The sequence below is a fragment of the Aquaspirillum sp. LM1 genome (assembly GCF_002002905.1).
In the GTDB taxonomy this organism is placed as follows: Bacteria; Pseudomonadota; Gammaproteobacteria; order Burkholderiales; family Aquaspirillaceae; genus Rivihabitans.
On the sequence record NZ_CP019509.1, the window covers coordinates 2,089,519 to 2,112,283 of the forward strand.

Sequence of the window (22,765 nt, forward strand, 5' to 3'; positions counted from 1 at the left end):
GAGACACCACCATGAAAAAATCCCTGCTGGCCGGACTGGCCATGACTCTCGCTGTCAGCGGTTGCGCCAACACTAGCGGCTGGGACAGCATGAGCAACACCCAGAAAGGGGCCATCATCGGCACCCTGGGTGGTGCTGCCGCTGGGGCTGCCATCAGCCATAACCATCGCGGTCGCGGCGCGCTGATTGGCGCCGTGGGCGGTGCGCTGGCAGGCGCGGCGATTGGCAATTACATGGACCAGCAAAAGCGCGAGCTGGACATCAATCTGGCCTCGGAAGTGCAGGCTGGCAATATCGTGATCCAGCAGTACAGCGACAAGTCGATCAAGGTCACCATGACCTCGGCTACCGCATTTGACACCAACAGCTACCAGATCAAGCCCGGTTTTTATCCAACGCTGAACAAGATTGGCAATACCCTGGTGAAGTACCCGAAAACCACGATGGCCATCAGCGGGCACACCGATAACCAGGGCAACGACGTCATCAACCAGCCGCTGTCGGAAAACCGCGCCCGGGCCGTGTCCGGCTATTTTGGCGGACGCGGTGTGTATGGCGAACGGATGAGCGTGTATGGCCGTGGCCGCTACGAGCCGCGCGCCAGCAATGCCACCGAAGCCGGGCGTCAGCTGAACCGCCGGGTGGAAATCCTGATTGCGCCGATCACCGAGTAACGTTGTGCCAGCCAGGGGTAGGCAAGCGCTTACCCCGGCAAGCCCGCCAGATTTACCAGCGCCAGATACGTCAGCCAGGCCATCAGCGCCGCCAGCACATCGTCCAGCATGACGCCAAACCCGCCCTTCACCCGTGCATCCAGCCAGCGAATCGGCCAGGGTTTGACAATATCGAACAGCCGGAACAGCCCAAACCCCAGCAGCCAGGCCAGCGGCGTGGCTGGTAGTGCCGCCAGCACGCCCCACATGGCCACCATTTCGTCCCACACCATGGCACCGTGGTCGGGCACGCCCAGTGCGTCGCCCGTGCGCTGACATGCCCAGCAGCCCAGCACAAACGCCGGCAGCAGCAATACGGCTACCCACAGCGGGGTCAGGCCGATATCCAGAAACAGCGCGTACAGCGGCAATGCTGCCAGTGTGCCAAAGGTGCCGGGTGCTTTCGGGGCCAGGCCGCTGCCCAGACCCAAGGCAATCACGTGCGCCGGATGGCGCAGCATAAAGCGCCAGTCAGGCAAAGTGGTCATAACCTTCACGCTCCAGAATAATCGGCTGCCCCTGCGTATCCAGCAGGCGACAGCCCTGGCCGGGAACAATCCGGCCAATACAGCTCAACGGTAGGCCCAGCGGCGCAGCCAGGGCGGCAATCGCCGCATGGTGGCGGGGCGGGGCGGTAAAGCACAGCTCGTAATCGTCGCCACCCGCCGCCAGGCAGGGCAAGGTAGCCAGACCCTGGGCGCACAGCCAGGGATGGCTGGGCAACTGCCCGGCCCATACCTCACCGGCCACCCCAGAGCGCTGCAGGAGATGGCCAAGATCGGCCAGCAGCCCATCCGACACATCCAGCGCCGCGCTGGCCAGCCCGCGCAAGGCCTGGCCCAAGGCCAGACGCGGCTGCGGCCAGTCCAGCTGCTGCTGGCACAACGCCCGCACCGGTTCAGGCAAGCTAAGCGTACCCAGCCGGTGCTGCAAGGCGGCGGCGGCCAGCCCCAGCTGACCGCTGACCCAGATTTCATCGCCGGGCTGCGCGCCATCCCGGCGTAGCGCCTGCCCGGCAGGCACCTCACCCATGATCTGCACCGACAGGGTGAGCGGGCCACGGGTGGTGTCACCGCCAATCAGGTCTACCTGATGGTGCGCCGCCAGGGCAAACAGCCCCTCGGCAAAGGCGGCAATCCAGGGGCTGTCCAGCTGCGGCCAGGCCACGGCCAGCGTGGCCCAGCGCGCCCGTCCGCCCATCGCGGCCATATCAGACAGATTGACCGCCAGGGTTTTATGCCCCAGCGCGCGCGGGTCCACCTCGGGAAAAAAATGCCGGCCAGACACCAGCATATCGACCGACACCAGCAGCTCGCAGCCGGCGCTGGGACGCAAAATCGCCGCGTCGTCGCCCACGGCCAGCACCACGCCATCGTCACGGGCCAGGCGGTTAAAATAATGCTCAATCAGGGAAAATTCGTTCATGCATGGTTGGCTTTTTTGAACTGTCGTGTCATGACAAGGAATGGGGGCTGGCATGAAGAGTCGCGAGGGCAATGCTGAAAAAACCGTTATTCCCACCAAGGCAGGAGTCCAGGTTTTTGATTTTGCTGGGTTTTGCTTTTTGCCAAAACGATTTGCTGAATCAGTCAGCGCATGCCTGGGGTGTCAGAGGAGCCTCTTGCAAAACCCATGCTTCGCTGAGGTTTTTTCACTCCGGGAGGGCGGGTCGAAGACAATGCGGGCGGTGGCTTCTGGCATGACAACGGCTACCAGACCCATCATCATCACGCCCGCCCATGAATGCTACCCAACGCAACTTGATCATGCAACGCTGGCACGTGATATTGATCGCGCCGACCAGATCGGCGTTTTCCTCGAAACCACACGCCACACACTCGAACCTGGCTTGCGTCTGGCGATTCGCCGCCGACACATGGCCGCAGCACGGACACGTCCGGCTGGTGTTCTACACCGGCACGGCAATGAGATGTCCACCGTTCCACGCCAGCTTGTAGGCTTGAAGTCGTTGCATACGGGTATTTTTGCAGTCCACCCCCATCGACGGCAAGGACGGCTACGTCGTCCGCGCCATCCTTCCCCGCCCTGAACGGCGGGGCTTGCCGCGCACCGGGTCAGCGCTTCCGGTTTTCGGGCAACGGCTCCCCGCGCAATACCGCCAGTAAGGCTTCGGCGTCCAGTTTGGCGCTGATGTCGCCACCTTCCAGCAAGCTGTCGGCCAGATCGCGCTTGGCGTGGTGCAAGGCGATGATCTGTTCTTCGATGGTGCCGGCAGTAATCAGCCGGTAAACCGTCACCGGGCGTTGCTGGCCAATCCGGTGAACCCGGTCGCTGGCCTGGTCTTCCACTGCCGGGTTCCACCAGGGATCCAGGTGAATCACATAATCCGCCTCGGTCAGGTTTAACCCGGCACCGCCAGCTTTCAGGCTGATCAGGAACACCTGGCCTTCACCGCGCTGGAATGCCTCGACCCGTGCCTGACGGGTTTTGGCGGGCGTGGCACCGTCCAGATACTGGAACGGCACGCCCTGCTCGGTCAGCCATTGCCGGGCCAAGGCCAGGTGGTCAACAAACTGGCTGAACACCAGCGCCTTGTGGCCGTTGTCCAGCAGCTCGCGAACAATCTCGGCAAACGCTGCCAGCTTGCTGCCGGCCAGCGTGCTATTGGGCAAGACCAGCGAGGGGTGGCAGCAAAAGCGGCGCAGGCGGGTGATTTCTGCCAGCACCTGAATAGCCTGCTGCTCATCATTTTTGCCCAGCTTGGCCAGCGCTTCCTGGCGCAGTGCTTCGTACAGATGCTGCTCGTCGCTGGACAACGCCACCTTGTGCAAAATTTCCGTGCGGGGCGGCAGCTCGGTCAGCACCTGGGCCTTGGTCCGGCGCAGGATAAACGGCTGCACCAGGGTTTTCAGCGCCTGGCGGGCCTGGCCGTCGCCATTGGCAATGGGGGTGGCAAAGCGCTGGTTGAAGCGCTCCTGGCTGCCCAGCAGGCCGGGATTGAGAAACCGGAATAAACTCCACAGTTCGCCCAGATGGTTTTCAATCGGCGTGCCGCTGGCAGCCAGACGAAACTCGGCCTGCAGCGACATCGCCGCCTGGGCGCGGCGGGTGGCCGGGTTCTTGATGGCCTGGGCTTCATCCAGCAGCACGGTGCGCCAGGGCACGGCGGCAAAGTGCGCGTGGTCCTGTTGCAGCAGACCATAGCTGGCTATCACCAGATCGTTGGGGCCAAGATTATCCAGATTGCGCTGTTGGTGGTAAGGGCGCAGCGTCAGGCTGGGGGCAAAGCGTGCGGTTTCAACCAGCCAGTTTTGCGCCACGGAGGTTGGGGCCACCACCAGTTGCGGCCCCTCCCCGGCGCGGTACAGGCACAGCGCCAGCATCTGTACGGTTTTGCCCAGGCCCATGTCGTCGGCCAGGCAGGCCCCCACGCCCCAGTGTGCCAAGCGTGCCAGCCAGCGAAAGCCTTCCAGCTGGTAGTCGCGCAGCGCGCCATGAAACCGCTCGGGCAACGCAATCGGCAAATCGCGCAGCGATTGCAAGCGGGCCAGATGGGTATCCCAGGCGCTATCAGCGCTGAATTCGCCCACTTCGTCGGCCAGTTCTGCCAGCAGCGGGGCGGTCAGCGGGTTGAGGCGCACGCCCTCGCCCTTGCCGCTGGCATCCGACAGTTGGGCCAGCACGCCCAGCCGCTGGCGCAGGCTGTCGCCCAGCGCCAGCCAGTCGCGCTCGCCCAGCGGTACAAACTGGCCGCCATGCTGGCTGACCAGCGACAGCAGCTCGCGCAGCTGCAACACCCGGCCATCGTCCAGCGCCAGTTGGCCAGACAGCACAAACCAGTCGCCCTGCTGTTTCAGGCCCAGCGACAATTGCGCCAGCGTGCGCCGCCCCTTCAGGCGCATGCGCTCGCCCTCTGGCCAGACACACTGCAGCAGCTCGGCTGGACAGGCTTGTAGCTCGGTCAGCGTGGTCAGCGCCTGCTGCGGGTCGGCGCACTGCCATTCGCCCCCTTCTTTCGGACTGGCCGCCAGCGTGGGGCAGCGTTTCAGCAGTGCCTTGACCGCACGGCGCTCGCCAGCCAGATCACGCTGGGTTTGTACCGCCTTGCCATCCTGCTCGCCCACCAATGACATCATGCCCTCGCCCGGTGGGTAGTCGTTGCCACCTGCCAGGGGCTGCACCCGCAGTTGCAGGCGCAGGCCTGCCTCCAGCGGCAGCAGATGGGCGTAGAGCATGCCATTGGCCGGCACGCTCTCCAGATGCTGGGACAACTCGGCCATATCGCTTTGCACCGGAATCAGCGGGGCAATATGGGCAATGGCATCAAGTAACTGGGCCTTGCCACTGAGCGGCACCGACAAACCCTGGCCAATAATGTGGCTGATCTGATGAATGTCCTGGGTGATGGCAAACGCCCGCCAGCGGGTGGGGGTTTCCCGCTCCAGCAACAGGGTGTCGGCCTGAGCCAGCTTGGGCGGCCACAGCGACACTTGAATCTCACCGCCTTTTTGCGCCAGATGCAGGGCGGGCTGGCCTGCCAGCAAGTCAATGCGCACGTCTGGGGCCTCGGTGCGAAACAGCGCCGGATGGCCCACCAGCCCCAGCAGCGCCTGCTCGGCATCCAGCTCATAGCGATAGCCGCCGTAATAATACTGCTGCTCGGCATGCACGGCGCTGAGCGCGGCACGGTCCTGGGCGCACAGATAGGCCGGCGGCGGGCCATCGCTGCCAATCAAACGGCGCAGAGCCACCGGGCGGCCCTTGCTCCATTGCCCCTTGGCACTATATTTTTGTTCGCGCGGCTCAAGGGTAATCAGCTGATGTTTGGTCACTTCCACAAACCAGGCCAGCCGGTATTCGCTGCTGACCGATGGGCTGCTGGTTGCGGGTTGGTACAGCCGGGTCAGGGTGGCCAGCGCCTGTTGCCAGGCCGGGGCGGGCTGGTAAATCTCGGCCAGAGGCCGGGTAGTGCCGTGCTGATGCCAGCTAAGATCGGGTGTCTGGCCGGTGCGGCGCTGAATCAGCCCGGTCAGTTCCTGTTCGCAAAACGCGTAATGGCCGTTGCGCAGGGTATTGCGCAACGCCATGATGGCCAAGTTCCAGTCCTCGCGAAGCCTAGGGCGGGCAGGCTTGCCTGCCTTAAGCTCGCTCCAGTGGCAGCTCAGCGCCAGCCAGAACCCCGACCAGCCGCGCAAGACGGTGCGTGGTGCCTCGTCCAGCAACGACACGCCCGATGTGCCATTCTGCTGTGACATCCATAGCCAGACCACCTGCTCAGGCCGCTTTTTATGCTCAGCCATCCAGTGCTGAAACGCATCGTAACCTGCATCGCCCTGGCATAGCAGGGCTGCGGCGTAGCAATGAAACAGCCATTCTGGCACCACCGGTTTGCGCTTGCCTGGCGGGCAGCCATACTGCTGCAGCCAGTGCTGGCTCAGTTCCACCGCCCGGGCAAATTCGCCGCGCAGCAGCGCCAGCAGGATGCTGGCTGCACTGCCCTGCGGTGGGGTGACCAGTGGCGCGTGGCTGGGGCGGCAGAGCAGTTGCAGCAGGCCCAGTTGGTCTTGCGCGGCAGGTGACAATGCCGGCGGCTCAGGCAGCGGCCAGCAGGGTAGCGGCGACAGGGTGTTCAGCCAGTAGGGCAGCGCGCTGGCCCAGACCAGGCGCTGGGTGGATTCTGGCAAGCATTGCAACAACAGGTTGGCGTGCTCGCCCTGGCCAAACAGGTTTGCTGCCCAGTCGGGATGGTCTTGCAGCTGCTTTTGCCCATCTGCGTCCAGATCCGTCTGGGTGAATAATTGGAGATATAAGGCACTACGCTGGAGGGCCTGCAGATCGGCAATACCGTAAGACGTGCGGTAATCTTTTTGCAGAAGTCCGCTCTGGCCCAGCACCAAGCGCTCGGGATAGTCGGCCAGATCGGCCCAGACGGCCACCAGCGCCTGCGGGCTCAGGCGGGCATGCTGAATGGTGGCTGCCCCCACAATCCATCCCGTGTCATGCCATTTTTTGAGTGCCTGCGTCAGCTGCGTGTGACTCGGCTTGGGAGTATTGGGCAGAAACTGGTTTATCAGCTGGCTCAGGGAGGCCATGGTGCCCCCCGTTGGCAACAGCGCCAGGTAATGCAGCACCGCACGTTCCAGCGCGGTGGATTGGGAAGGGATCAGCGCAAACATAGGCAGGTATGAGCAAATAATCAGGATCGCCAGCAGTATACGCCAGCCTGTGCCCGCTCAAGTGTTCCCGTTTGCCACACGGCCTTTAATGTGGCGCATCGGGGGCCGACACGCCAAACGCCACCAGATGCGCGGTATCCAGCCGGATGCCGATGGATTCGCCCAGCGCATGGTTATGGTGGCTGGCCACTTGCGCCAGCAGGGTGTGGCCGGAAGGCAGCGCCAGGGTGTATAAAAACTCGGCACCGCGAAACGCCCGGCCCACCACCGTGGCCTGCAGCGGGCTGCTGTCGTCGTGAATCACGTCATCCGGGCGCAGCAGCACTTCGACTGGTGTGCCAGCGGCAAAGCCATGCGGGCGCATGCTGCATGCCTCGCCCAGCTCAATCTGGATGCAGGCATCGGCACACACCACGCCAGGCAGCAGCACGCCCTGGCCAATAAAGCTGGCCACGGTGCGATTGGCCGGCTGGTGGTACAGATTGTACGGGGTGTCCCACTGCATGATGCGGCCCTGGTCCATCACCCCCACCTTGTCGGCCATGGCAAAGGCTTCGTTCTGATCGTGGGTAACCAGAATCGCCGTGGCCCCCGCTGCCTTGAGAATATCGCGCACTTCCTGGCCCAGCCGTTCGCGCAGGGCCACGTCCAGATTGGAAAACGGCTCGTCCAGCAGCAAAAGGCGCGGGCGCGGGGCCAGCGCGCGCGCCAGCGCCACCCGTTGCTGCTGGCCACCGGACAGCTCGTGCGGATAGCTGTCGGCCAGATTGGCCAGGCCCACCAGGGCGAGCATGTCGCTGGTGCGCCGGGCCTGCTCGTCCCGTGCCAGCGCGCTCAGGCCAAAGCCGATATTGCCGGCCACAGTCAGGTGGGGAAACAGGCCGTAGTCCTGAAACACCATGCCGATTTGCCGGGTGTGCGCCGGGGTGTGCAGGCGGGTGTCGGCCAGCAGCTGGCCATCCAGCACAATCCGCCCGGCGCTCAGGGTTTCAAAGCCGGCAATGCAGCGCAGCACCGTGGTTTTGCCGCAGCCGGAGCCACCCAGCAGGCAGCCGATTTCGCCGCGTTGCAGCGAAAATGACAGCTGGTCTACCACGGTCTGGCGGGCGTAACGTTGGCTGATGGCGTCAAGTTGCAATAAGGGAGGGGTCATCGGGAGGGGGCCTGAGCAGAAGACGATGAATGGGCCAGCAGCAGCACCGGCAGCAGCCCGGTCAGCACCAGGGTGACCGCCGGCAGCGCGGCGCGCTCCCATTCGCCTTCGGAAGTCATCTCAAAAATTCGCACCGCCAGGGTGTCCCAGCCAAAGGGCCGGGTCATCAGGGTAATCGGCATTTCTTTCATGACGTCTACCAGCACCATCAGCAGCGCGGTGAACAAGCCGCCGCGCAGCATGGGCACATGCACCCGGCGCAGCAGGCGCCAGCCGGATTCACCCAGGGTGCGGGCGGTTTCTTCCTGGCTGCGGGTAATGCGCTGCATGGCGGCGTCCACCGAAGAAAACCCCACGGCGGCAAAACGCGCCAGATAGGCCAGCAGCATCACCGCCAGCGTGCCTTTGAAAATGGCCGTGGTGCCGCTGGGCAGCGCCTCGCCCAGCCAGGCCAGCAGCAGATTGTCCAGCCAGGCTACCGGAATGAACAGCCCAACCGCCAGCACCGTGCCGGGCACCGCATAGCCCAGCGTGGCCAGGCGCACCAGCAGGCGGGTGCGCGGCTGCGGGTCGCGTCGCTGGGCGTAAGACAAGGCCAGCGCCACGCACACCACCAGCGCGCCGGCCATGCCGGCCAGCGCCAGCGAATGCCAGACAAAATCGATATAGCGAGCGTCCAGGTCGGCCTGCCAGACCCGTGCCGCCCACACCAGCAGCTGGCCAAACGGCAGCACAAACGCCAGCAGCAGCACCAGGCTGGCAAAGCCACAGGCCAGCCAGGCCGACGCGCCGCGCAGCGGCAGGCGCGGCTGGGGCGCGGCCAGCCGGCCAGCGTGGTAGGCACGCCGACCGCGGATATGCTGTTCCAGCCAGATCAGCACAAACACCAGCAACACCAGCAAGGACGCCAGCTGCGACGCCGCCGACAGCGAGAACATGCCAAACCAGGCCTTGTAAATAGCCGTGGTGAAGGCGTCAAAGCTGAAAATCGACACCGCGCCAAAGTCGGCCAGCGCTTCCATCAGCGCCAGCGACACCCCACCCATCAGCCAGGGCCGCGCCATGGGCAAGGCCACCCGCCAGAAACCCTGCCAGGGGTTCAGCCCCAGCGACTGGGCCGCTTCCAGTGCACGCCGACCCTGAGTGGCAAAGGCATCGCGGGCCAGCAGGAACACATACGGGTACAGCGCCAGGCTCATCACCAGCAGCACGCCACCGCGTGAGCGGATGGGCGGCATCCACGCCGAGCTGCCCCAGGTATCGCGCAGCCAGGTTTGCACCACGCCGGTGAAGTCGAACAGGCCAATCTGGGTAAATGCCATCACATAGGCGGGCATGGCCAGCGGCAGCATCAGCGCCCAGCTGAACAGCCAGCGGCCAGGAAACTCATGCACCGCCACCAGCCAGCCCAGCGGCACGCCCAGCAACAGCACGCCAAGACTGACCCCCACCAGCAGCAGGGCGGTATTGGCCAGCAGACGGGGCAGAACAAATTCGGACAGATGTGCCCAGATTTCGCCGTCGATATGCAGAAACGAAGCCAGAATCACCGCCAGCGGAATCAGCGTCACCAGGCTCAGGCCGGCGGCCAGCCATTGCCAGCGCGACAGTGCAAACCGGGGCAAGCGCCAGCCAGGCAGCGCGGCGGTGGCAGGAGAAGGAGACAGGCTGTTGCTATTCAATGGAAAAAGCCTTTCTGCAAACGGGGCAAACCTTCATGGCCAGGCAGGAAATGCAAATGCCGTGGGGCAATTTCGCCACACGGCAGCGGTTAAATCAAGCCATTGGGTTGGGCGCAAGGCGGTTTTTGCAAAAACCATGCCTGACTTTGCTCAGACAGGCCGTGCGCCCCACTGGCCGGACATCAACGATAGCCGGCGCGGTCCATCAGCTTGACCGCTTCAGCCTGCAGCTCGCCAGCCTTGGCGACGTTGATGTAGTTGTGTTTGAAATCCCCCCATTTGGCCACTGCCGGGTCGGTTTTGACCTTGAGGTTGACCGGGTATTCCATGTTCACGTCGGCATACAGGTTTTGTGCCTTGTCCGACGACAGCCATTCCAGCAGGCGCAGCGCGCCTTTTTCGTTTTTGGCGTGACGGGTGATGCCCGCGCCAGACACATTCACATGCGTGCCGGAGCTTTTCTGGTTGGCCCAGAAAATACCCACCGGCAGGTTCGGGGTTTTTTCCATCAGACGACCATAGTAATAGGTGTTGGCAATGCCCACTTCACACTGGCCGGCGGCAATGGCTTCCAGCATCTTGGTGTCGTCCGGAAACACATCGGTGGCCAGATTATCCACCCAGCCACGCACCACCCGCTCGGTTTTCACCGGGCCGATATCGGCCATCAGCATGCCCACCAGCGACTGGTTGTACACCTTTTTCGAGGTGCGCAGGCACAGCTTGCCCTTCCATTTCGGGTCGGCCAGGTCTTCGTAGCTGGACAACTGCGCCGGCTTCACCTTCTGGGTGTTGAAGAAAATCGTGCGGGCGCGCACCGACAAGCCAAACCATTGGCCCTTGGGGTCACGCAGGTGGGCGGGAACATTGCTTTCCAGCACCTTGGACTGGGTCGGCTTGAGCAAGCCTTCATTGGCCGCCTGCCACAGATTGCCGGCATCCACCGTCAGCAGGATGTCTGCCGGGGTATTTGCTCCCTCGGCCTTCAGCCGGGCCATCAGCGGGCCTTCCTGGCCGGTCACGAACTTCACGTCAACGCCGGTTTCCTTCTTGTAGGCGTCAAACAGCGGTTTGATCAGCTGCTCATTGCGGGCGCTGTACACCACCACTTCTTCAGCGTGGGCAACAGCAGACAGGGCGGTCAGGGTGGCCAGGGCCAGCAGGGTGCGTTTCACAGGCATACCTATCGATAAAAGTGGGCAATTGCGGAATAGGCAAATCCTAACGCAAAAAATAAGGATTATCAATTAGCGTACTGGGGTGGGATCAAACAGGGCGCAGATGGTGGCTGGACAAGCGGGGGAAATCGGGCGTCACCGCCGGCAAGGCGAGTGGGTCGGGGCGGGCATCGCTGGCGCCACCCCGCCCCGACTTACCGATTGCGCACCCGATCAGCGCTGAATATTGATCCCCGAGCCAGCAATCTGAAACACCTGATTGCCATTGCCCGTGACCGTAGCATGTTGCGTGGCCCCCAGCTGTGCCTGCACCTGCTGCGCCTGTTTCAGCCAGGCCGCCAATTCGTCAGCCAGGGCCGGATGATCCGCCAGCGTTTTTTTCAGCTGTATGCGCAAATCCGTCTGAATTGTCCTCCAGGCGGACACAAGCGCGGTAATCGGGTTGCTACCGTGGGGATCTACGCCGCTACCCGCTTCAGCGCGCCGTGCCCGGCAAGGCCCCCACCACTTGCCGCAGGCCATCCAGCATCCGTGCATCATCCCATTGCCCGGCGTGATTCAACGTCAGCCAGGTTTCGCCGCGCCAGCGCAACACGCCGTCGGCGAGCAGGTCCACGCGCAAGCGGCCTTCAGTGTAGCCACGCGCCACCGGCAGCTGCCAGCCCATGCCCCAGCCGGGGTAGATGCCCCGGCCCACGCCGATGCTGACGCGCGGGCGGGGGTCGATGGGGGTGACTTCGCGCTGTTCCACTTCCACATTGACCTGCACGTCGGCCCGCAGCGCCAGCGGGCTGATGCCACGTTCGGCCAGGGCGGTAGTCAGCGCACGGGCAATGCGGTCTTTTTGCAGGGTGTTGTCGGCATCCAGCCGGCCCTGGGCATCGTAGACGCGCAGCTCGCCTAACTGGTAGGTGTGCAGCGGCGGCAAGGGTTTGGCCGGGTTGTAGTCGGTGTGTACCGCCAGTTGGGCGCAGCCGGTGAGAATGGCCGTGGCAGCGGCCAGCAGGGTGTGACGGATGCGGGGGTGCATTGTGCCCTCCAGTGCCCGGCTGGCAAGGTGCCGGGTGGGTCAGTATGAGGCCATCGCACGATGGTGCGCGCAGCTGGCCATGGCAGGTGGCGGCAGTTTGCCACACGCCTGACGTGCATGCTGCCCTGATTCGGCGTGGGGCCTGGCCCGATAGCGCTGACCCCCTTCGCTGCACTGCAGCTACCGCAGTGCAGAATGACGGCCCAAAAAAACTCGGCTATGGTGGAACTGCCCTCACAAAGGGCACCGATTGATCCCCTCCGGATCAACGCTTCGACAAAGGAGACACCACCATGACCCCGATTGCCGAATTCCGCATCCCGTATACCCGTTATCTGGATGCGCACGGCCACCTCGCTTGCCCGCCCCCTGATTTTCAGCTGGATGCCCTGCTGCCGGTTTACCGCGCCATGGTGCTGACCCGCACCTTCGACGCCAAGGCAGTTGCCCTGCAACGCACCGGCCAGCTGCGCACCTACCCTTCTTCACTCGGCCAGGAAGCCATCACCGTGGGCCTGGCCAGCGTGATGCGCGCCGACGACGTGCTGCTGCCCACTTACCGCGAAACCGGGGCGATGCTCTGGCGCGGGGTGAGCATGACCGAAATGCTGCTGTACTGGAGCGGCGACGAGCGCGGCAGCGATTTTGCCGGCCCGCGTGAGGATTTTCCGATTGCCGTGCCGATTGCCAGCCAGTGCGGTCATGCCGTGGGCGTGGGTTTTGCCTTTCAGTATCGTCACCAGCCGCGCGTGGCGGTGGTGACGCTGGGCGACGGTGCCACCTCAAAAGGCGATTTCTACGAAGCCATGAACACCGCCGGAGCCTGGCGCTTGCCGGTGGTATTTGTGGTGACCAACAACCAGTGGGCCATTTCCGTGCCATCGCGCCGGCAGACCGCCGCCGCCACCTTTGCGCAAAAAGCCATCGCCGCCGGGATTCCCGGTGAACAGTGCGACGGCAATGACGCACTGGCGGTGCGCGACTGCATTGGCCGCGCCATCGAGCGTGCCCGCGCAGGCGACGGCCCGTCGCTGGTGGAGTGCGTCAGCTATCGGCTGAGCGACCACACCACCGCCGACGATGCCCGCCGCTACCGCCCTCAGGAAGAAGTCAGCGCCGCCTGGGCGCTGGAGCCGCTGGCCCGGCTGCGCCACTATCTGGTGGACCAGCGGGTGTGGAGCAAGCAGGACGAAGAAGCCCTGCTCAGCGATGTGCAAGCCCGCGTGGCCGACGCCGCCGCCCGCTATCTGGCCACCCCGGTGCAGCCACTGTCCAGCCTGTTTGACTATCTGTACGCCGATATTCCCGCCGACCTGGCCATCCAGCGCCAGCAACTGCTGACCGAAAGGGGGCAAGCATGAACACCCTGACCCTGCTGGACGCCATCACCACCGCACTGGCCTGGGAACTGGCACACGACCCCAATGTGGTGCTGTTTGGCGAAGACATCGGCAAAAATGGCGGTGTGTTCCGTGCCACCCTGGGCCTGCAGGAGCGCTTTGGCGAACATCGCGTGCTGGACACCCCGCTGGCGGAAACCCAGATTGCCGGCATGGCCATTGGCATGGCCGCACAAGGGCTGCGCCCGGTGTGTGAAATCCAGTTTGCCGGCTTCATGTACTCCACTTTTGACCACCTGATCAACCACGCCGCCCGCCTGCGCCACCGCACCCGTGGCCGACTGAGCTGCCCGATGGTGCTGCGCACCCCGGTGGGCGGCGGCATCCATGCGCCGGAACACCACGGCGAATCTCCCGAAGCCTGGCTGGCGCACACCCCCGGCCTGAAAGTGGTCAGCCCCAGCTCGCCCGCCCGCGCCTACGGCCTCTTGCTGGCCGCCATCCGCGACCCCGACCCGGTGATTTTTCTGGAGCCTACCCGGCTGTACCGGCTGCTGAAAGAACCGGTAGAAGACAACGGTGTGGCGCTGCCGCTGGGCGCGGCATTTGTGCTGCGCGAAGGCAGCGATGTCACCCTGGTCAGCTGGGGGCCATCCGTACTGGAAACCCTGCAAGCCGCCGACCGGCTGGCTGAACAGGGGGTGTCTGCCGAGGTGATTGACGTGGCCAGCCTGAAACCGCTGGACATGCCCACCATCCTCGCCTCGGTGGCCAAAACCGGCCGCTGCGTGATCGTGCACGAAGCCGCCCGCCAATGCGGTGTGGGTGCCGAGATTGCCGCCAACCTGGCCGGCGACGGGCTGATGAGCCTGCTCGCCCCGGTAGAACGCGTGACCGGCTTTGACACTCCAATGCCCCTGGCGCGGCTGGAAGAAGAATACCTGCCCAGCGTCGCCCGCATCTTGGCGGCAGTCGAACGCGTGCGGGCGTATTGATCCGAACTGAGCTTGATTGAACTTGATTGCAACTGGGCATGAATCAGCATGGCAGTGAGTGCATTGCGCAATCCGTCGCGCCTAACCGGTTTATCCCCCGTAAAGCGCGCCGAGCATCGCAGAAAACCGGGGGGCCGTCCGCCATGGTTGTTTGAGCAGCGGCGCAGCCGATGCGAGTTCCATGGCGGCCCCGGTTTTCGAGAAGCACAGGGAACCCCCGCCGCCGCAGGCGGCGGACAGGCGCGCGTCCCGGGGTCGCCTTTCTTTGCCTCCTTTCTTTGGCGAAGCAAAGAAAGGAGGGCGGCATGCGGGACGCACTCCCGCTCCCAATTAAACCCTGCGCGCAGCGCAGCACCGCTTGCCCATGCCCAGCCCCACACAGGAACCCAACACCATGAAAACCTTCAAACTCCCTGACCTGGGCGAAGGCCTGCAAGAAGCCGAAATCGTTGCCTGGCACGTCAATGCCGGCGACCATATCGTTGTCGATCAACCGCTGCTCTCGGTCGAAACCGACAAAGCCATTGTCGATGTGCCCTCGCCATTTGCCGGCAAAGTGCTCACCCTGCACGCCAAAGTGGGCGATGTGGTGGCGCTGGACGGCGCGCTGGTGGACATCGACGACGGTGGCGAAGTGGAAGACAGCGGCTCAGTGGTCGGCGACATGACCACGACCACCCCGGCGCACACCGTCAGTGATGCCGCTGCTACCGTGGGCAAACCCGCCGCACGCGGTGTGCGTGCCACCCCCGCCGTGCGCGCACTGGCCAGCAAACTGAACGTAGATCTGTCGATTGTCACCCCCAGCGGCCCGGAGGGGGCCATTCTGGCCAGCGATGTCGAGCGGGTGGCCAAGGTACTGGCCAATGTCGCCGCCCTCACCCCGCTGCGCGGCCCACGTCGGGCCATGGCGCAAAACATGGCGCTGGCCCATGCCGAAGTGGTGCCCGTCACCCTGGTGGACGACGCCGATATCGATGCCTGGCAACCCGGCGAAGACACCACCTGGCGGCTGCTGCGCGCCATGGTGGCCGGCTGCCGCGCCGCGCCAGCGCTGAACGCCTGGTATGACAGCCAGGCGGTGGGCGTGCGCCAGCTGGCGCATATTGACGTGGGCATTGCCACCGACACCGAAGAAGCCCTGTTTGTGCCGGTGCTGCGCAATGTGGCCGAGCGCAGCCGCGACGACTTGCGCGCCGCGCTGGAACAGATGAAGCAGGACGTGCGTGCGCGCACCATTCCGGCTGAATCGCTGCGCGGCCACAGCATCACCTTGTCCAACTTTGGCATGTTTGCTGGCCGTTACGCCAGCCCGGTGGTGATGCCACCGACAGTGGCCATTGTTGGCGCTGGCCGTGCCCGGCGCGAGCCGGTGGCGGTGGGCGATGCGGTGGTGGTGCATCGGGTGCTGCCAATGTCGCTGACCTTTGACCATCGCGCCGCCACCGGAGCCGAAGCGGCACGCTTTCTGGCGGCGCTGATTGCCGATTTACAGCAGGCTGGGTAAACCGGGCAGCCGTATTTTTTTAGGAAACGCTGAACAAATCGTCATTTCCGCGCAAGCGGGAATCCAGAGTGTTGATTTTGCTGGATTTTGCTTTTGGCAAACACGGTTTTTCTGCATCCATCAGCGTGTTCTTAGCGCTGTGTCTGGCCGGGCTTGGGCCCGGTCAGGCGCGTGCCCTGAGCGGGCGCTCGCCCGCCAACTGCTGGCTGACCAGCTCACCCAGCCGGCGCATGGCCAAGGCTTGCTCTGGTGTCCATGGCGAGCCACACGACAGCCGCACACAGCTATTAAACCCTTCCCGCGCCGAAAACAGCGCCCCCGGAGCCACGCTGATGCCCTGGCCGTAAGCGTCCTCCATCAGCCGCACGCTATCCACCCCTTCTGGCAACTCCACCCACAGCACATAGCCGCCCTGCGGCGGATTAAGCTTGGCCCCGCTGGGCAGCCAGCGCGCCACCCCTTCCATGGTTTGTTCTACCTGGTCGGCGCAGGCCCGGCGCAGGCGGCGGATGTGGCGGTCAAAGCCGGATTCCAGAAACTGGGCAATGGTTTGCTGCATCAGCGCCGGGGTGGTGAATGAATTAATGTATTTCAACACCTCCAGCTTGGCCTGATAGCGCCCGCCGCACACCCAGCCCACGCGCAGGCCGGGCGAGATGATTTTGGTAAACGACGCGCAGTAAAGCACATTGCCCGTGGTATCAAACGCCTTGGCCGGCAGCGGGCGTTCGCGGCCAAAATAAAACTCGCCGTAAATGTCGTCTTCAATCAGCGGCACATTGCGCCGCGCCAGCAGTTCCACCAGCTCGCGCTTGCGGTTTTCCGGCATCAGGCTGCCCAGCGGATTAGAAAAATTGGGCGTGAGGATGCACGCCTTGACCTGGCCATGACGGGTGGCCAGCTCCAGCGCTTCCAGCGAAATGCCGGTCACCGGGTGGGTGGGAATCTCCAGCGCCTTCACCCCGTGGGTTTCCAGCAGCTGCAGCAAACCAAAATAGGTGGGCGACTCGATTGCCACCACATCACCGGCCTGGGTCACCGCACGCAAACACAGGCTGAGCGCCTCGATACAGCCGTTGGTCACAATAATATCGTCCGCCGACCAGCGCCCGCCCCAGCCCAGCGCCCGTCGGGCAATCTGCCGGCGCAGGCTGTCCAGCCCGGCGGTGCGGCCATAGTCGCTGATCAAATGGCTTTGCCGGCGGGTGATGTCGCCCAGCAGTTTTTGCAGCTGGCCAGTGGGAAACAGCTCCGGGGCCGGCACCGCGCTGCCAAAGGTGGGGCTGACCTCGCGCGAGATCTGCATATAGCGCCACAGCAGGGCATTTACCGACACCAGCGCCGGCTCGCTGGATGGCGTGCTTTGCGCCGGCAGCGGCAGCGGTGGACGGCGGCGGACATAAAACCCCGACTGTGGCCGTGCCTCAATCAGGCCACGGTCTTCCAGCACGCGAAACGCTTCGGTGACGGTGGACAAGCTGACCTGGCGGCGGGTGCGCATTTCGCGCAGCGACGGCAGTTTGTCGCCAGGGCGCAAGGTGCCGCTGGCAATCATGCTGGCCACATCGTCGGCCAGGTGCTGATACAACAAAGGGGGGGCTGGGGCGTTCATAGGCTTTATCCTCTCTCTGCCCGCCGCCATGCGCCAGAGACAGTTGCACTGCAACATGAGCATGACAGTTGGCCAACTGCCCCGGCGGGCACGGCCAAAACAGTGTGCGGGTGCCTCTGCCGGGGTAAGCCGGCAAGGCCTAGCATAAGTGGGGTTCACCGCACGCTTGCTGCGAACCCCAGCTCGCTGGCCAATATTGGCTGAATCTGTCCTGATCTTGGCCTGATGGCGGGCTGGCAGGCTCGCTTGTGCACAGTAAGCTGGGCATGCCATGGTCAAGCCAAGGACACGCTGAAAAACCCGTGTACCCCTCAGCCATGGCGGATTGTTGCTCACCCACGCACCCCAAGGAGCCCCATCATGTCTGCATCCACGCATTTGCTGTCATCCGGCCAGTTGTTTTGCCTGCCCCGCGCCCAGGGGCTGACCGTGCTCTGCCAGTCTGGCCTGCTCTGGCTGACGGCGGGCGACGGCGATATCGTACTGCATGCTGGCGAAATGCACACCCTCACCCGGCCCGGCAAGCTGGTGGTGGAAGCCATCTACCCCAGCCAGCTGAGCGTGCAACGCGGCCACCCCACCCCCGCAACCCCCACCCCACACCCAATGCCCGCCGTCAATGCCGCGTGGCGAACGGTATGACGCCCTGTGTGGGCTGCGTTGCCACAACGGGGCGACGCAGCCCACCTTCAGCAACACACCGGCACAGGCAAACACCCCAGCAGCATATGGTCGTAGACGGGCACCCCTGCTACACTCAGCCCCATCCAACTGCACCACCATGCCCCTGCCGGAACTGTCGCCATGCCGCCAATCCCTCCTCCCCGCCCCCGCGTAGGCCAAACCCACTGGGCCAGGCTGTATACCCTGCTGTGCATACTGCTGCTGACCATCACCGCCCACGCCAGCGAACCCACCGCCACCCCGCTTCTGCGCCTGGAAGTCGGCATGCTCACGGCCAAGATCAACCGAATCGCCAGCGATGGCCAGGGACGCTGGGCGGTGACCGCATCACATGACAAAACTGCCCGGCTGTGGGAAGTCGCCAGCGGCAAGCTGCTGGGTGTGCTGCGCCCGCCGCAGGGTGAGGGCAATGAAGGCAAGCTGTACGCGGTGGCGATGTCGCAGGATGGGCGGCAGATTGCTGTGGCGGGGTGGACGGGTGAAGACACTATCTACCTCTACCAACATAACCCGCAACAGCACTCCCTGCGCCTGGCGCGCCGCTTAAGCGGCCTGCCCAATGTGGTCAATCATCTGGCATTCAGCGCGGATGGCCGCTGGCTGGCGGCGGGCTTGGGGGGAAACCACGGCGTACGGGTGTTTGATGCCGCCAGCGGCCAGCTTACCGGGCAAAACACCAGTTATGGCGACCGTTGCCACAGCGTGGCGTTCCGCCCTGTGAAAGGCAACCAGCCGCTGGAACTGCTGACCAGTAGCTATGATGGCCTATTGCGCCTGCACCCGGTGGACGCGCAAGGCCGCCTGGGCGCGCCCAGGGTGCAGCGCGCACCGGGCGGCGGCCAGCAGCCATTTGCCGCCCGCTTTTCCCCGGATGGCCAGCGCATTGCCGTTGGCTTTGCCGACAGCACGGTGGTGCAGGTGCTGGATGCGCACGATTTGCGCGAGCTGTTTCGGCCCGAGCGCCAGGGGGTGGATAGTGGTGGCCTTTCTAGCGTGGCCTGGTCAGCCGATGGCCGCAGCCTGGTGGCGGCGGGGCGCGGGGATGTGCAAGGCCAATACACCATGCGCCGCTGGGCGGCGCAGGATGGCCATCGGCTGACGGACACCCCCTTGGCCGCTGACACGGTGATGGACTTGGCGCCGCTGCCGCAGGGCGGCTGGCTGTTTGCTGCACAAAACCCCACTTTGGGTGTGCTGGATGCCCAGGGCACAGTGCAAGGGCGACAGGATGCGCAACAGGCAGATTTGCGTGGCCAGCACGACCAATTGCGGCTGTCCGCTGATGGCCAGCAGCTGCGCTTTGGCTTTGCTAAGTGGGGTAAGCAGCCGTATGTGTTCGACATCAGCCGCCGACAACTGCTGCTGCGCCCAGCGGCGGCCAACGAGCCCAGCCTGTACGCGGCCCGCACCCACGCTGGGGCCCTCAAGGTAGAAAACTGGGAAGACAACACACAACCCCGGCTGAATGGTCAACCCATTCAATTAAAACCATACGAACTAGCGCGCAGCCTGGCGATTGATGCCAACGGCCAGGGCTTTGTGCTGGGCACCAGTTGGTCACTGCGCGGCTATCAGCGTGACGGCAAGCGACAGTGGCAAAAACCCGTGCCTGGCGTTGCATGGGCGGTGAACCAGAGCCAGGATGGCCGCTGGGTGGTGGCTGGCTATGGCGACGGCACTATTCGCTGGCATCGCCGTGAGGATGGCCAGGAAGTGCTGGCGCTGTTTGCTCATCGCGATGGCAAGCGCTGGGTGTTGTGGACGCCGGAGGGGTTTTATGCGGCATCGGAAGGTGGGGAAGAGTTGTTTGGCTACCATCTGAACCGCGGCAAGGATCAGGATGGCGAGTTTGTCAGCGCCGGCCAACTGTCGGAGTTGTTTCATCGCCCGGCGTTGATCAGCCAGCGGTTGAGCCCAGAAGGCGATGCGCTGATGGCCGAGGCGGTTAAGCAGCTGGGCACGGTGGATGAGGTGCTGGCGCACGCCCGCAGCCTGCCGCCCATCCTGACGGTGGAAGCCCCAAGCGGACAGCGGGTGGAAGGCGACAGCGAAATTGAAGTGACGGTGCGCTTGCAAAACCGTGGCGGTGGAATTGGCCCGGTGAAGCTGTTTGTTGATGGCCAAGAGGTCAGCGGACGGCAAGCGGCCGCCACCGAAGGCATCACCAGCCAACGCACTTATGCGCTGCGCCTGTCCCCTGGCGAGCACCAAGTGGCTTTTCAAGCCACCAGCTTGCGTGGGGTGGCGGGCCCGCTCAGCGCGCCGCTGCACGCCAGAGTGCGTCAGGTGGGCGTAAAAACCCTGCATATTCTGGCGATTGGCGTGCAGAATTACCCGGCAGACAGCGGCCAATCCAAACTGAACTACAGCGTGCTCGACGCCAAGGCCGTGGCCAAAGTGCTTGCCCGCCGCGCCAAACCGGTGTTTAGCCACGTGGCCGAGCCGGTAGTGCTGACCGAGCAAAACGCCAGCCTGGCCGGCATCAATCAGGCGTTTGCGCAACTGAAAACCCGCATGCAACCTCAGGACACCTTGGTGATTTTTCTGGCGGGGCATGGCCAGGTTCACGTGGACAGCTACCGCTTTTTGCCGTGGGATTATCGCCCAGGCAGCGCCGGGCTGAGCGAGACGCGCTTGTTTGAAATGCTGAAAGAAAGCCCACAGCACACGCTGTTGTTGATCGACACCTGTGACGCCGGCAGCATGGTGGAGATGGCCGGCGCTTACGAGCGGATGAGCCGCGAACGCCAACGCCCGGTGATCGGTGCCAGCCGCAAGGGCGAATTTGCCCGTGAAGGTTATCAAAAGCATGGCGTCTTCACCGCCGCTTTGCTCAATGTGCTGGCACGCCCCCAAAGGGAGCAACTGACGGTCATGGAGTTATATCCGCAGACCAAGCGCAGGGTGGAGGAGTTCAGTAAAAAGCTGCCGGGCAACTATTTACAGACTGTGCAGGGCTATGTGGCGAACGGAGAGTTCCCATTGGTGTGGCGTTGAGGCATCCCACATGACTGCTGCAAATACTCCGCCTATTACCCCTGCGCCTGCGCCGCTGAAGGTGTTTATTTCTTATGCGCATGAAGATGATAAACATCGTATTGCGCTGGGCGAACAACTTGCGCCATTAATCAGAAATGGCACGTTCACTGTGTGGCATGACCGTTGTTTAAGTGGTGGACAGGAGTGGGCAGGCCAGATAGACCAACACTTGGCTGAATCCCAGATTGTGCTGCTTCTGTTGAGCCGGCATTTTCTGGCTTCAGACTACTGTTCTGACGTGGAGGTCAAGCAAGCCTTGGCCATGCATCATGCTGGGCAGGCGCGAGTGGTGCCTGTGGTGCTCAAGCATTGCACATGGCAGCACTCTCCGCTAAAAATTTTGGAAGCGCTGCCACTTGATGGCGAACCTGTGGTGCAATCGGAGTCAGAACGGGATGCCCAAGATCAGCGTTACCTACAAGTGGTGGAAGGCTTGGTGCGGGTGGCCCGTGAGCTGCATGCTCCGCCAAATGACTCCCCGGTGATCCCCACAACGCCTCCGAGCATCAGCCAGCCTCCAGGCTGGACGCACAAGCTGCGCCGCTATTGGCCGCATGCCGTAGCCGGCATGATCATGGTGCTGGGATTGGGGATGCTGGCTGCTGAGAAAACCCGCTGGCAGGAGCAAACACGGGCGGATTTGCGGGTGGATCGCGCCGATTTGGCGCTGGCGCGCTGGCAGGCGCGCCCAAGCTGGCAAGTTGGGCTGCATCACTTACTGGGGCTGGATGATGCGTACTCCATTGCCGAGCTGCACAACACCAGCCGCCAGGCCAATCTCGACGCCACTTGGCTAAAAAGCCAGCTGACGCCATTGCGCGACGCAGCCCCCAACAATGCCGACCTCCGCTTTATTGAGGCGCGCCGCCTGTGGCTGCATGGTTACGATGGCCAGACCGTGCAAAATGCCCTACACGCGGTATTACGCGCCGATGGCGACTATGCCGCCGCCGACACCTTGCTGGGCCTGCTGGCAGACCGGCACGGCGAGCTGGCCGTCGCAGAAAGGCACTATGCCGCTGCCCTGCGCAAGGCGCCAGACATACCGGATTATCTGAGCAATCACGCCCGCAGCCTGCTGGAGCTGGGGCAGCCGGACAAGGCACGGGCAGAATACGCCAAAGCTCCGCCCAACTATGTGCTGGCCTTGGTGGAGTCGGCATTGGCCGCCTGGGCGCTGGGCCGGCCAGATTGGGCGCAGGATGAACAACAGCGCGCACTGGAATGGCTGGGCGACGATCAGGTCATGAAGCAGCACGACAATCGCCATGATTGGGTGTTTTTTTATCTATCCTCCACCTCCCCACCCGAGGTTGTCGAATTGTATCTGGCAAAGCCGGATAAGTATTGCTATGTGAATATTCAACACAGCATTAGCCAACGCTGGTCTACTGGCCAAGCGGCACCAGTGATTTCACAAACAGTGCCCGCTGATTGCCAACAGCGCCCGCAATGGCATGTGGTGCAGGCGTTGGTCAGTGCGGATATATGCCGCTATATACTTGGCAGTGAGGCATCAACAGCCATGGCTTGGCGTGAACACGCGCAAGCGCTCCGCCAGCAATTGGGCCACCCGCTGCCGTGTCCACGGTTGGTTCGCTTGCTGTCTGCCAATCCAGCATGACGGCAGTGGCGTCACTCATCTTGCAAAAAGCGCCCAACTGGGCGCTTTTTGTATTGCTCACGCTTGGTAAC

The 22,765-nt window shown here is 63.6% G+C and carries 17 protein-coding genes and 1 pseudogene; 8 read left to right on the top strand and 10 right to left on the bottom strand.

What is annotated here, in order from left to right:
• Positions 1-11 precede the first annotated feature (11 nt).
• On the top strand, positions 12-674 hold the full coding sequence (locus tag BXU06_RS08955) for an OmpA family protein (RefSeq protein ID WP_077298794.1): 663 nt from the start codon (positions 12-14) through the stop codon (positions 672-674).
• Positions 675-703: 29 nt separating this feature from the next.
• Here BXU06_RS08955 and BXU06_RS08960 read toward each other — a convergent pair whose 3' ends face one another.
• The 9 genes from BXU06_RS08960 to BXU06_RS09000 form a co-directional block, all read right to left on the bottom strand.
• Complete coding sequence (locus BXU06_RS08960) at positions 704-1,201, bottom strand: phosphatidylglycerophosphatase A (RefSeq protein ID WP_077298796.1); 498 nt, start codon at positions 1,199-1,201, stop codon at positions 704-706.
• Complete coding sequence (gene thiL / locus BXU06_RS08965) at positions 1,185-2,138, bottom strand: thiamine-phosphate kinase (RefSeq protein WP_077298798.1); 954 nt, start codon at positions 2,136-2,138, stop codon at positions 1,185-1,187. The genes BXU06_RS08960 and thiL overlap by 17 nt, the downstream gene beginning before the upstream one ends.
• Before the next feature lie 226 nt (positions 2,139-2,364).
• On the bottom strand, positions 2,365-2,589 hold the full coding sequence (locus BXU06_RS17875) for a zinc ribbon domain-containing protein (protein WP_077298800.1): 225 nt from the start codon (positions 2,587-2,589) through the stop codon (positions 2,365-2,367).
• Positions 2,590-2,788: 199 nt separating this feature from the next.
• Complete coding sequence (locus BXU06_RS08975) at positions 2,789-6,850, bottom strand: DEAD/DEAH box helicase (protein WP_077298802.1); 4,062 nt, start codon at positions 6,848-6,850, stop codon at positions 2,789-2,791.
• An 85-nt stretch (positions 6,851-6,935) separates the two neighbouring features.
• Positions 6,936-8,003 (bottom strand): ABC transporter ATP-binding protein, encoded by a 1,068-nt coding sequence (locus BXU06_RS08980; protein WP_077298804.1) that lies wholly within the window; start codon positions 8,001-8,003, stop codon positions 6,936-6,938.
• Positions 8,000-9,685: an iron ABC transporter permease gene (locus BXU06_RS08985; RefSeq protein ID WP_308418066.1), complete on the bottom strand. Its 1,686-nt coding sequence runs from the start codon at positions 9,683-9,685 to the stop codon at positions 8,000-8,002. The genes BXU06_RS08980 and BXU06_RS08985 overlap by 4 nt, the downstream gene beginning before the upstream one ends.
• A gap of 182 nt (positions 9,686-9,867) precedes the next feature.
• On the bottom strand, positions 9,868-10,866 hold the full coding sequence (locus BXU06_RS08990; protein WP_171982170.1) for an extracellular solute-binding protein: 999 nt from the start codon (positions 10,864-10,866) through the stop codon (positions 9,868-9,870).
• Positions 10,867-11,076: 210 nt separating this feature from the next.
• On the bottom strand, positions 11,077-11,259 hold the full coding sequence (locus BXU06_RS08995; protein ID WP_077298806.1) for a hypothetical protein: 183 nt from the start codon (positions 11,257-11,259) through the stop codon (positions 11,077-11,079).
• Between the two features lie 79 nt (positions 11,260-11,338).
• The gene (locus BXU06_RS09000) at positions 11,339-11,893 is read right to left on the bottom strand and encodes a DUF4136 domain-containing protein (RefSeq protein ID WP_077298808.1); all 555 of its coding nucleotides are present in this window, start codon (positions 11,891-11,893) and stop codon (positions 11,339-11,341) included.
• Between the two features lie 293 nt (positions 11,894-12,186).
• Here BXU06_RS09000 and pdhA point away from each other — a divergent pair, with 293 nt between their 5' ends.
• The 3 genes from pdhA to BXU06_RS09015 all read left to right on the top strand — a co-directional run bounded on the left by pdhA (position 12,187) and on the right by BXU06_RS09015 (position 15,735).
• Entirely contained in the window at positions 12,187-13,254 is a 1,068-nt protein-coding gene (gene pdhA / locus BXU06_RS09005) for a pyruvate dehydrogenase (acetyl-transferring) E1 component subunit alpha (protein ID WP_077298810.1), read from the top strand.
• Positions 13,251-14,228, top strand: a complete 978-nt coding sequence (locus BXU06_RS09010; RefSeq protein WP_077298812.1) for an alpha-ketoacid dehydrogenase subunit beta — start codon at positions 13,251-13,253, stop codon at positions 14,226-14,228. The genes pdhA and BXU06_RS09010 overlap by 4 nt, the downstream gene beginning before the upstream one ends.
• Positions 14,229-14,622: 394 nt before the next feature.
• On the top strand, positions 14,623-15,735 hold the full coding sequence (locus BXU06_RS09015) for a dihydrolipoamide acetyltransferase family protein (protein ID WP_077298813.1): 1,113 nt from the start codon (positions 14,623-14,625) through the stop codon (positions 15,733-15,735).
• Between the two features lie 163 nt (positions 15,736-15,898).
• Here the strand turns inward: BXU06_RS09015 and BXU06_RS09020 are convergent, their stop codons facing one another.
• Entirely contained in the window at positions 15,899-17,347 is a 1,449-nt protein-coding gene (locus tag BXU06_RS09020; protein WP_077298815.1) for a PLP-dependent aminotransferase family protein, read from the bottom strand.
• A 360-nt stretch (positions 17,348-17,707) separates the two neighbouring features.
• Between BXU06_RS09020 and BXU06_RS09025 the strand changes: the two genes are divergently transcribed.
• From BXU06_RS09025 to BXU06_RS09035, 4 genes and pseudogenes are all read left to right on the top strand, one after another.
• Positions 17,708-17,989: a DUF2917 domain-containing protein gene (locus BXU06_RS09025; RefSeq protein WP_171982171.1), complete on the top strand. Its 282-nt coding sequence runs from the start codon at positions 17,708-17,710 to the stop codon at positions 17,987-17,989.
• A 162-nt stretch (positions 17,990-18,151) separates the two neighbouring features.
• Positions 18,152-21,028: a caspase family protein gene (locus tag BXU06_RS09030; RefSeq protein WP_077298819.1), complete on the top strand. Its 2,877-nt coding sequence runs from the start codon at positions 18,152-18,154 to the stop codon at positions 21,026-21,028.
• 10 nt (positions 21,029-21,038) lie between these two features.
• Positions 21,039-21,416: pseudogene (locus tag BXU06_RS18625) on the top strand (toll/interleukin-1 receptor domain-containing protein); the annotation flags it as partial.
• A 27-nt stretch (positions 21,417-21,443) separates the two neighbouring features.
• Positions 21,444-22,694: a hypothetical protein gene (locus BXU06_RS09035; RefSeq protein ID WP_253189432.1), complete on the top strand. Its 1,251-nt coding sequence runs from the start codon at positions 21,444-21,446 to the stop codon at positions 22,692-22,694.
• Positions 22,695-22,765 lie beyond the last annotated feature (71 nt).

Coding starts and splice junctions, on each gene's coding strand:
- BXU06_RS08955 (WP_077298794.1), top strand. CDS start 12: ATGAAAAAATCCCTGCTGGCCGGACTGGCCATGACTCTCGCTGTCAGC.
- BXU06_RS08960 (WP_077298796.1), bottom strand. CDS start 1,201: ATGACCACTTTGCCTGACTGGCGCTTTATGCTGCGCCATCCGGCGCAC.
- thiL (WP_077298798.1), bottom strand. CDS start 2,138: ATGAACGAATTTTCCCTGATTGAGCATTATTTTAACCGCCTGGCCCGT.
- BXU06_RS08975 (WP_077298802.1), bottom strand. CDS start 6,850: ATGTTTGCGCTGATCCCTTCCCAATCCACCGCGCTGGAACGTGCGGTG.
- BXU06_RS08980 (WP_077298804.1), bottom strand. CDS start 8,003: ATGACCCCTCCCTTATTGCAACTTGACGCCATCAGCCAACGTTACGCC.
- BXU06_RS08990 (WP_171982170.1), bottom strand. CDS start 10,866: ATGCCTGTGAAACGCACCCTGCTGGCCCTGGCCACCCTGACCGCCCTG.
- BXU06_RS09000 (WP_077298808.1), bottom strand. CDS start 11,893: ATGCACCCCCGCATCCGTCACACCCTGCTGGCCGCTGCCACGGCCATT.
- pdhA (WP_077298810.1), top strand. CDS start 12,187: ATGACCCCGATTGCCGAATTCCGCATCCCGTATACCCGTTATCTGGAT.
- BXU06_RS09010 (WP_077298812.1), top strand. CDS start 13,251: ATGAACACCCTGACCCTGCTGGACGCCATCACCACCGCACTGGCCTGG.
- BXU06_RS09015 (WP_077298813.1), top strand. CDS start 14,623: ATGAAAACCTTCAAACTCCCTGACCTGGGCGAAGGCCTGCAAGAAGCC.
- BXU06_RS09020 (WP_077298815.1), bottom strand. CDS start 17,347: ATGAACGCCCCAGCCCCCCCTTTGTTGTATCAGCACCTGGCCGACGAT.
- BXU06_RS09025 (WP_171982171.1), top strand. CDS start 17,708: ATGTCTGCATCCACGCATTTGCTGTCATCCGGCCAGTTGTTTTGCCTG.
- BXU06_RS09030 (WP_077298819.1), top strand. CDS start 18,152: ATGCCGCCAATCCCTCCTCCCCGCCCCCGCGTAGGCCAAACCCACTGG.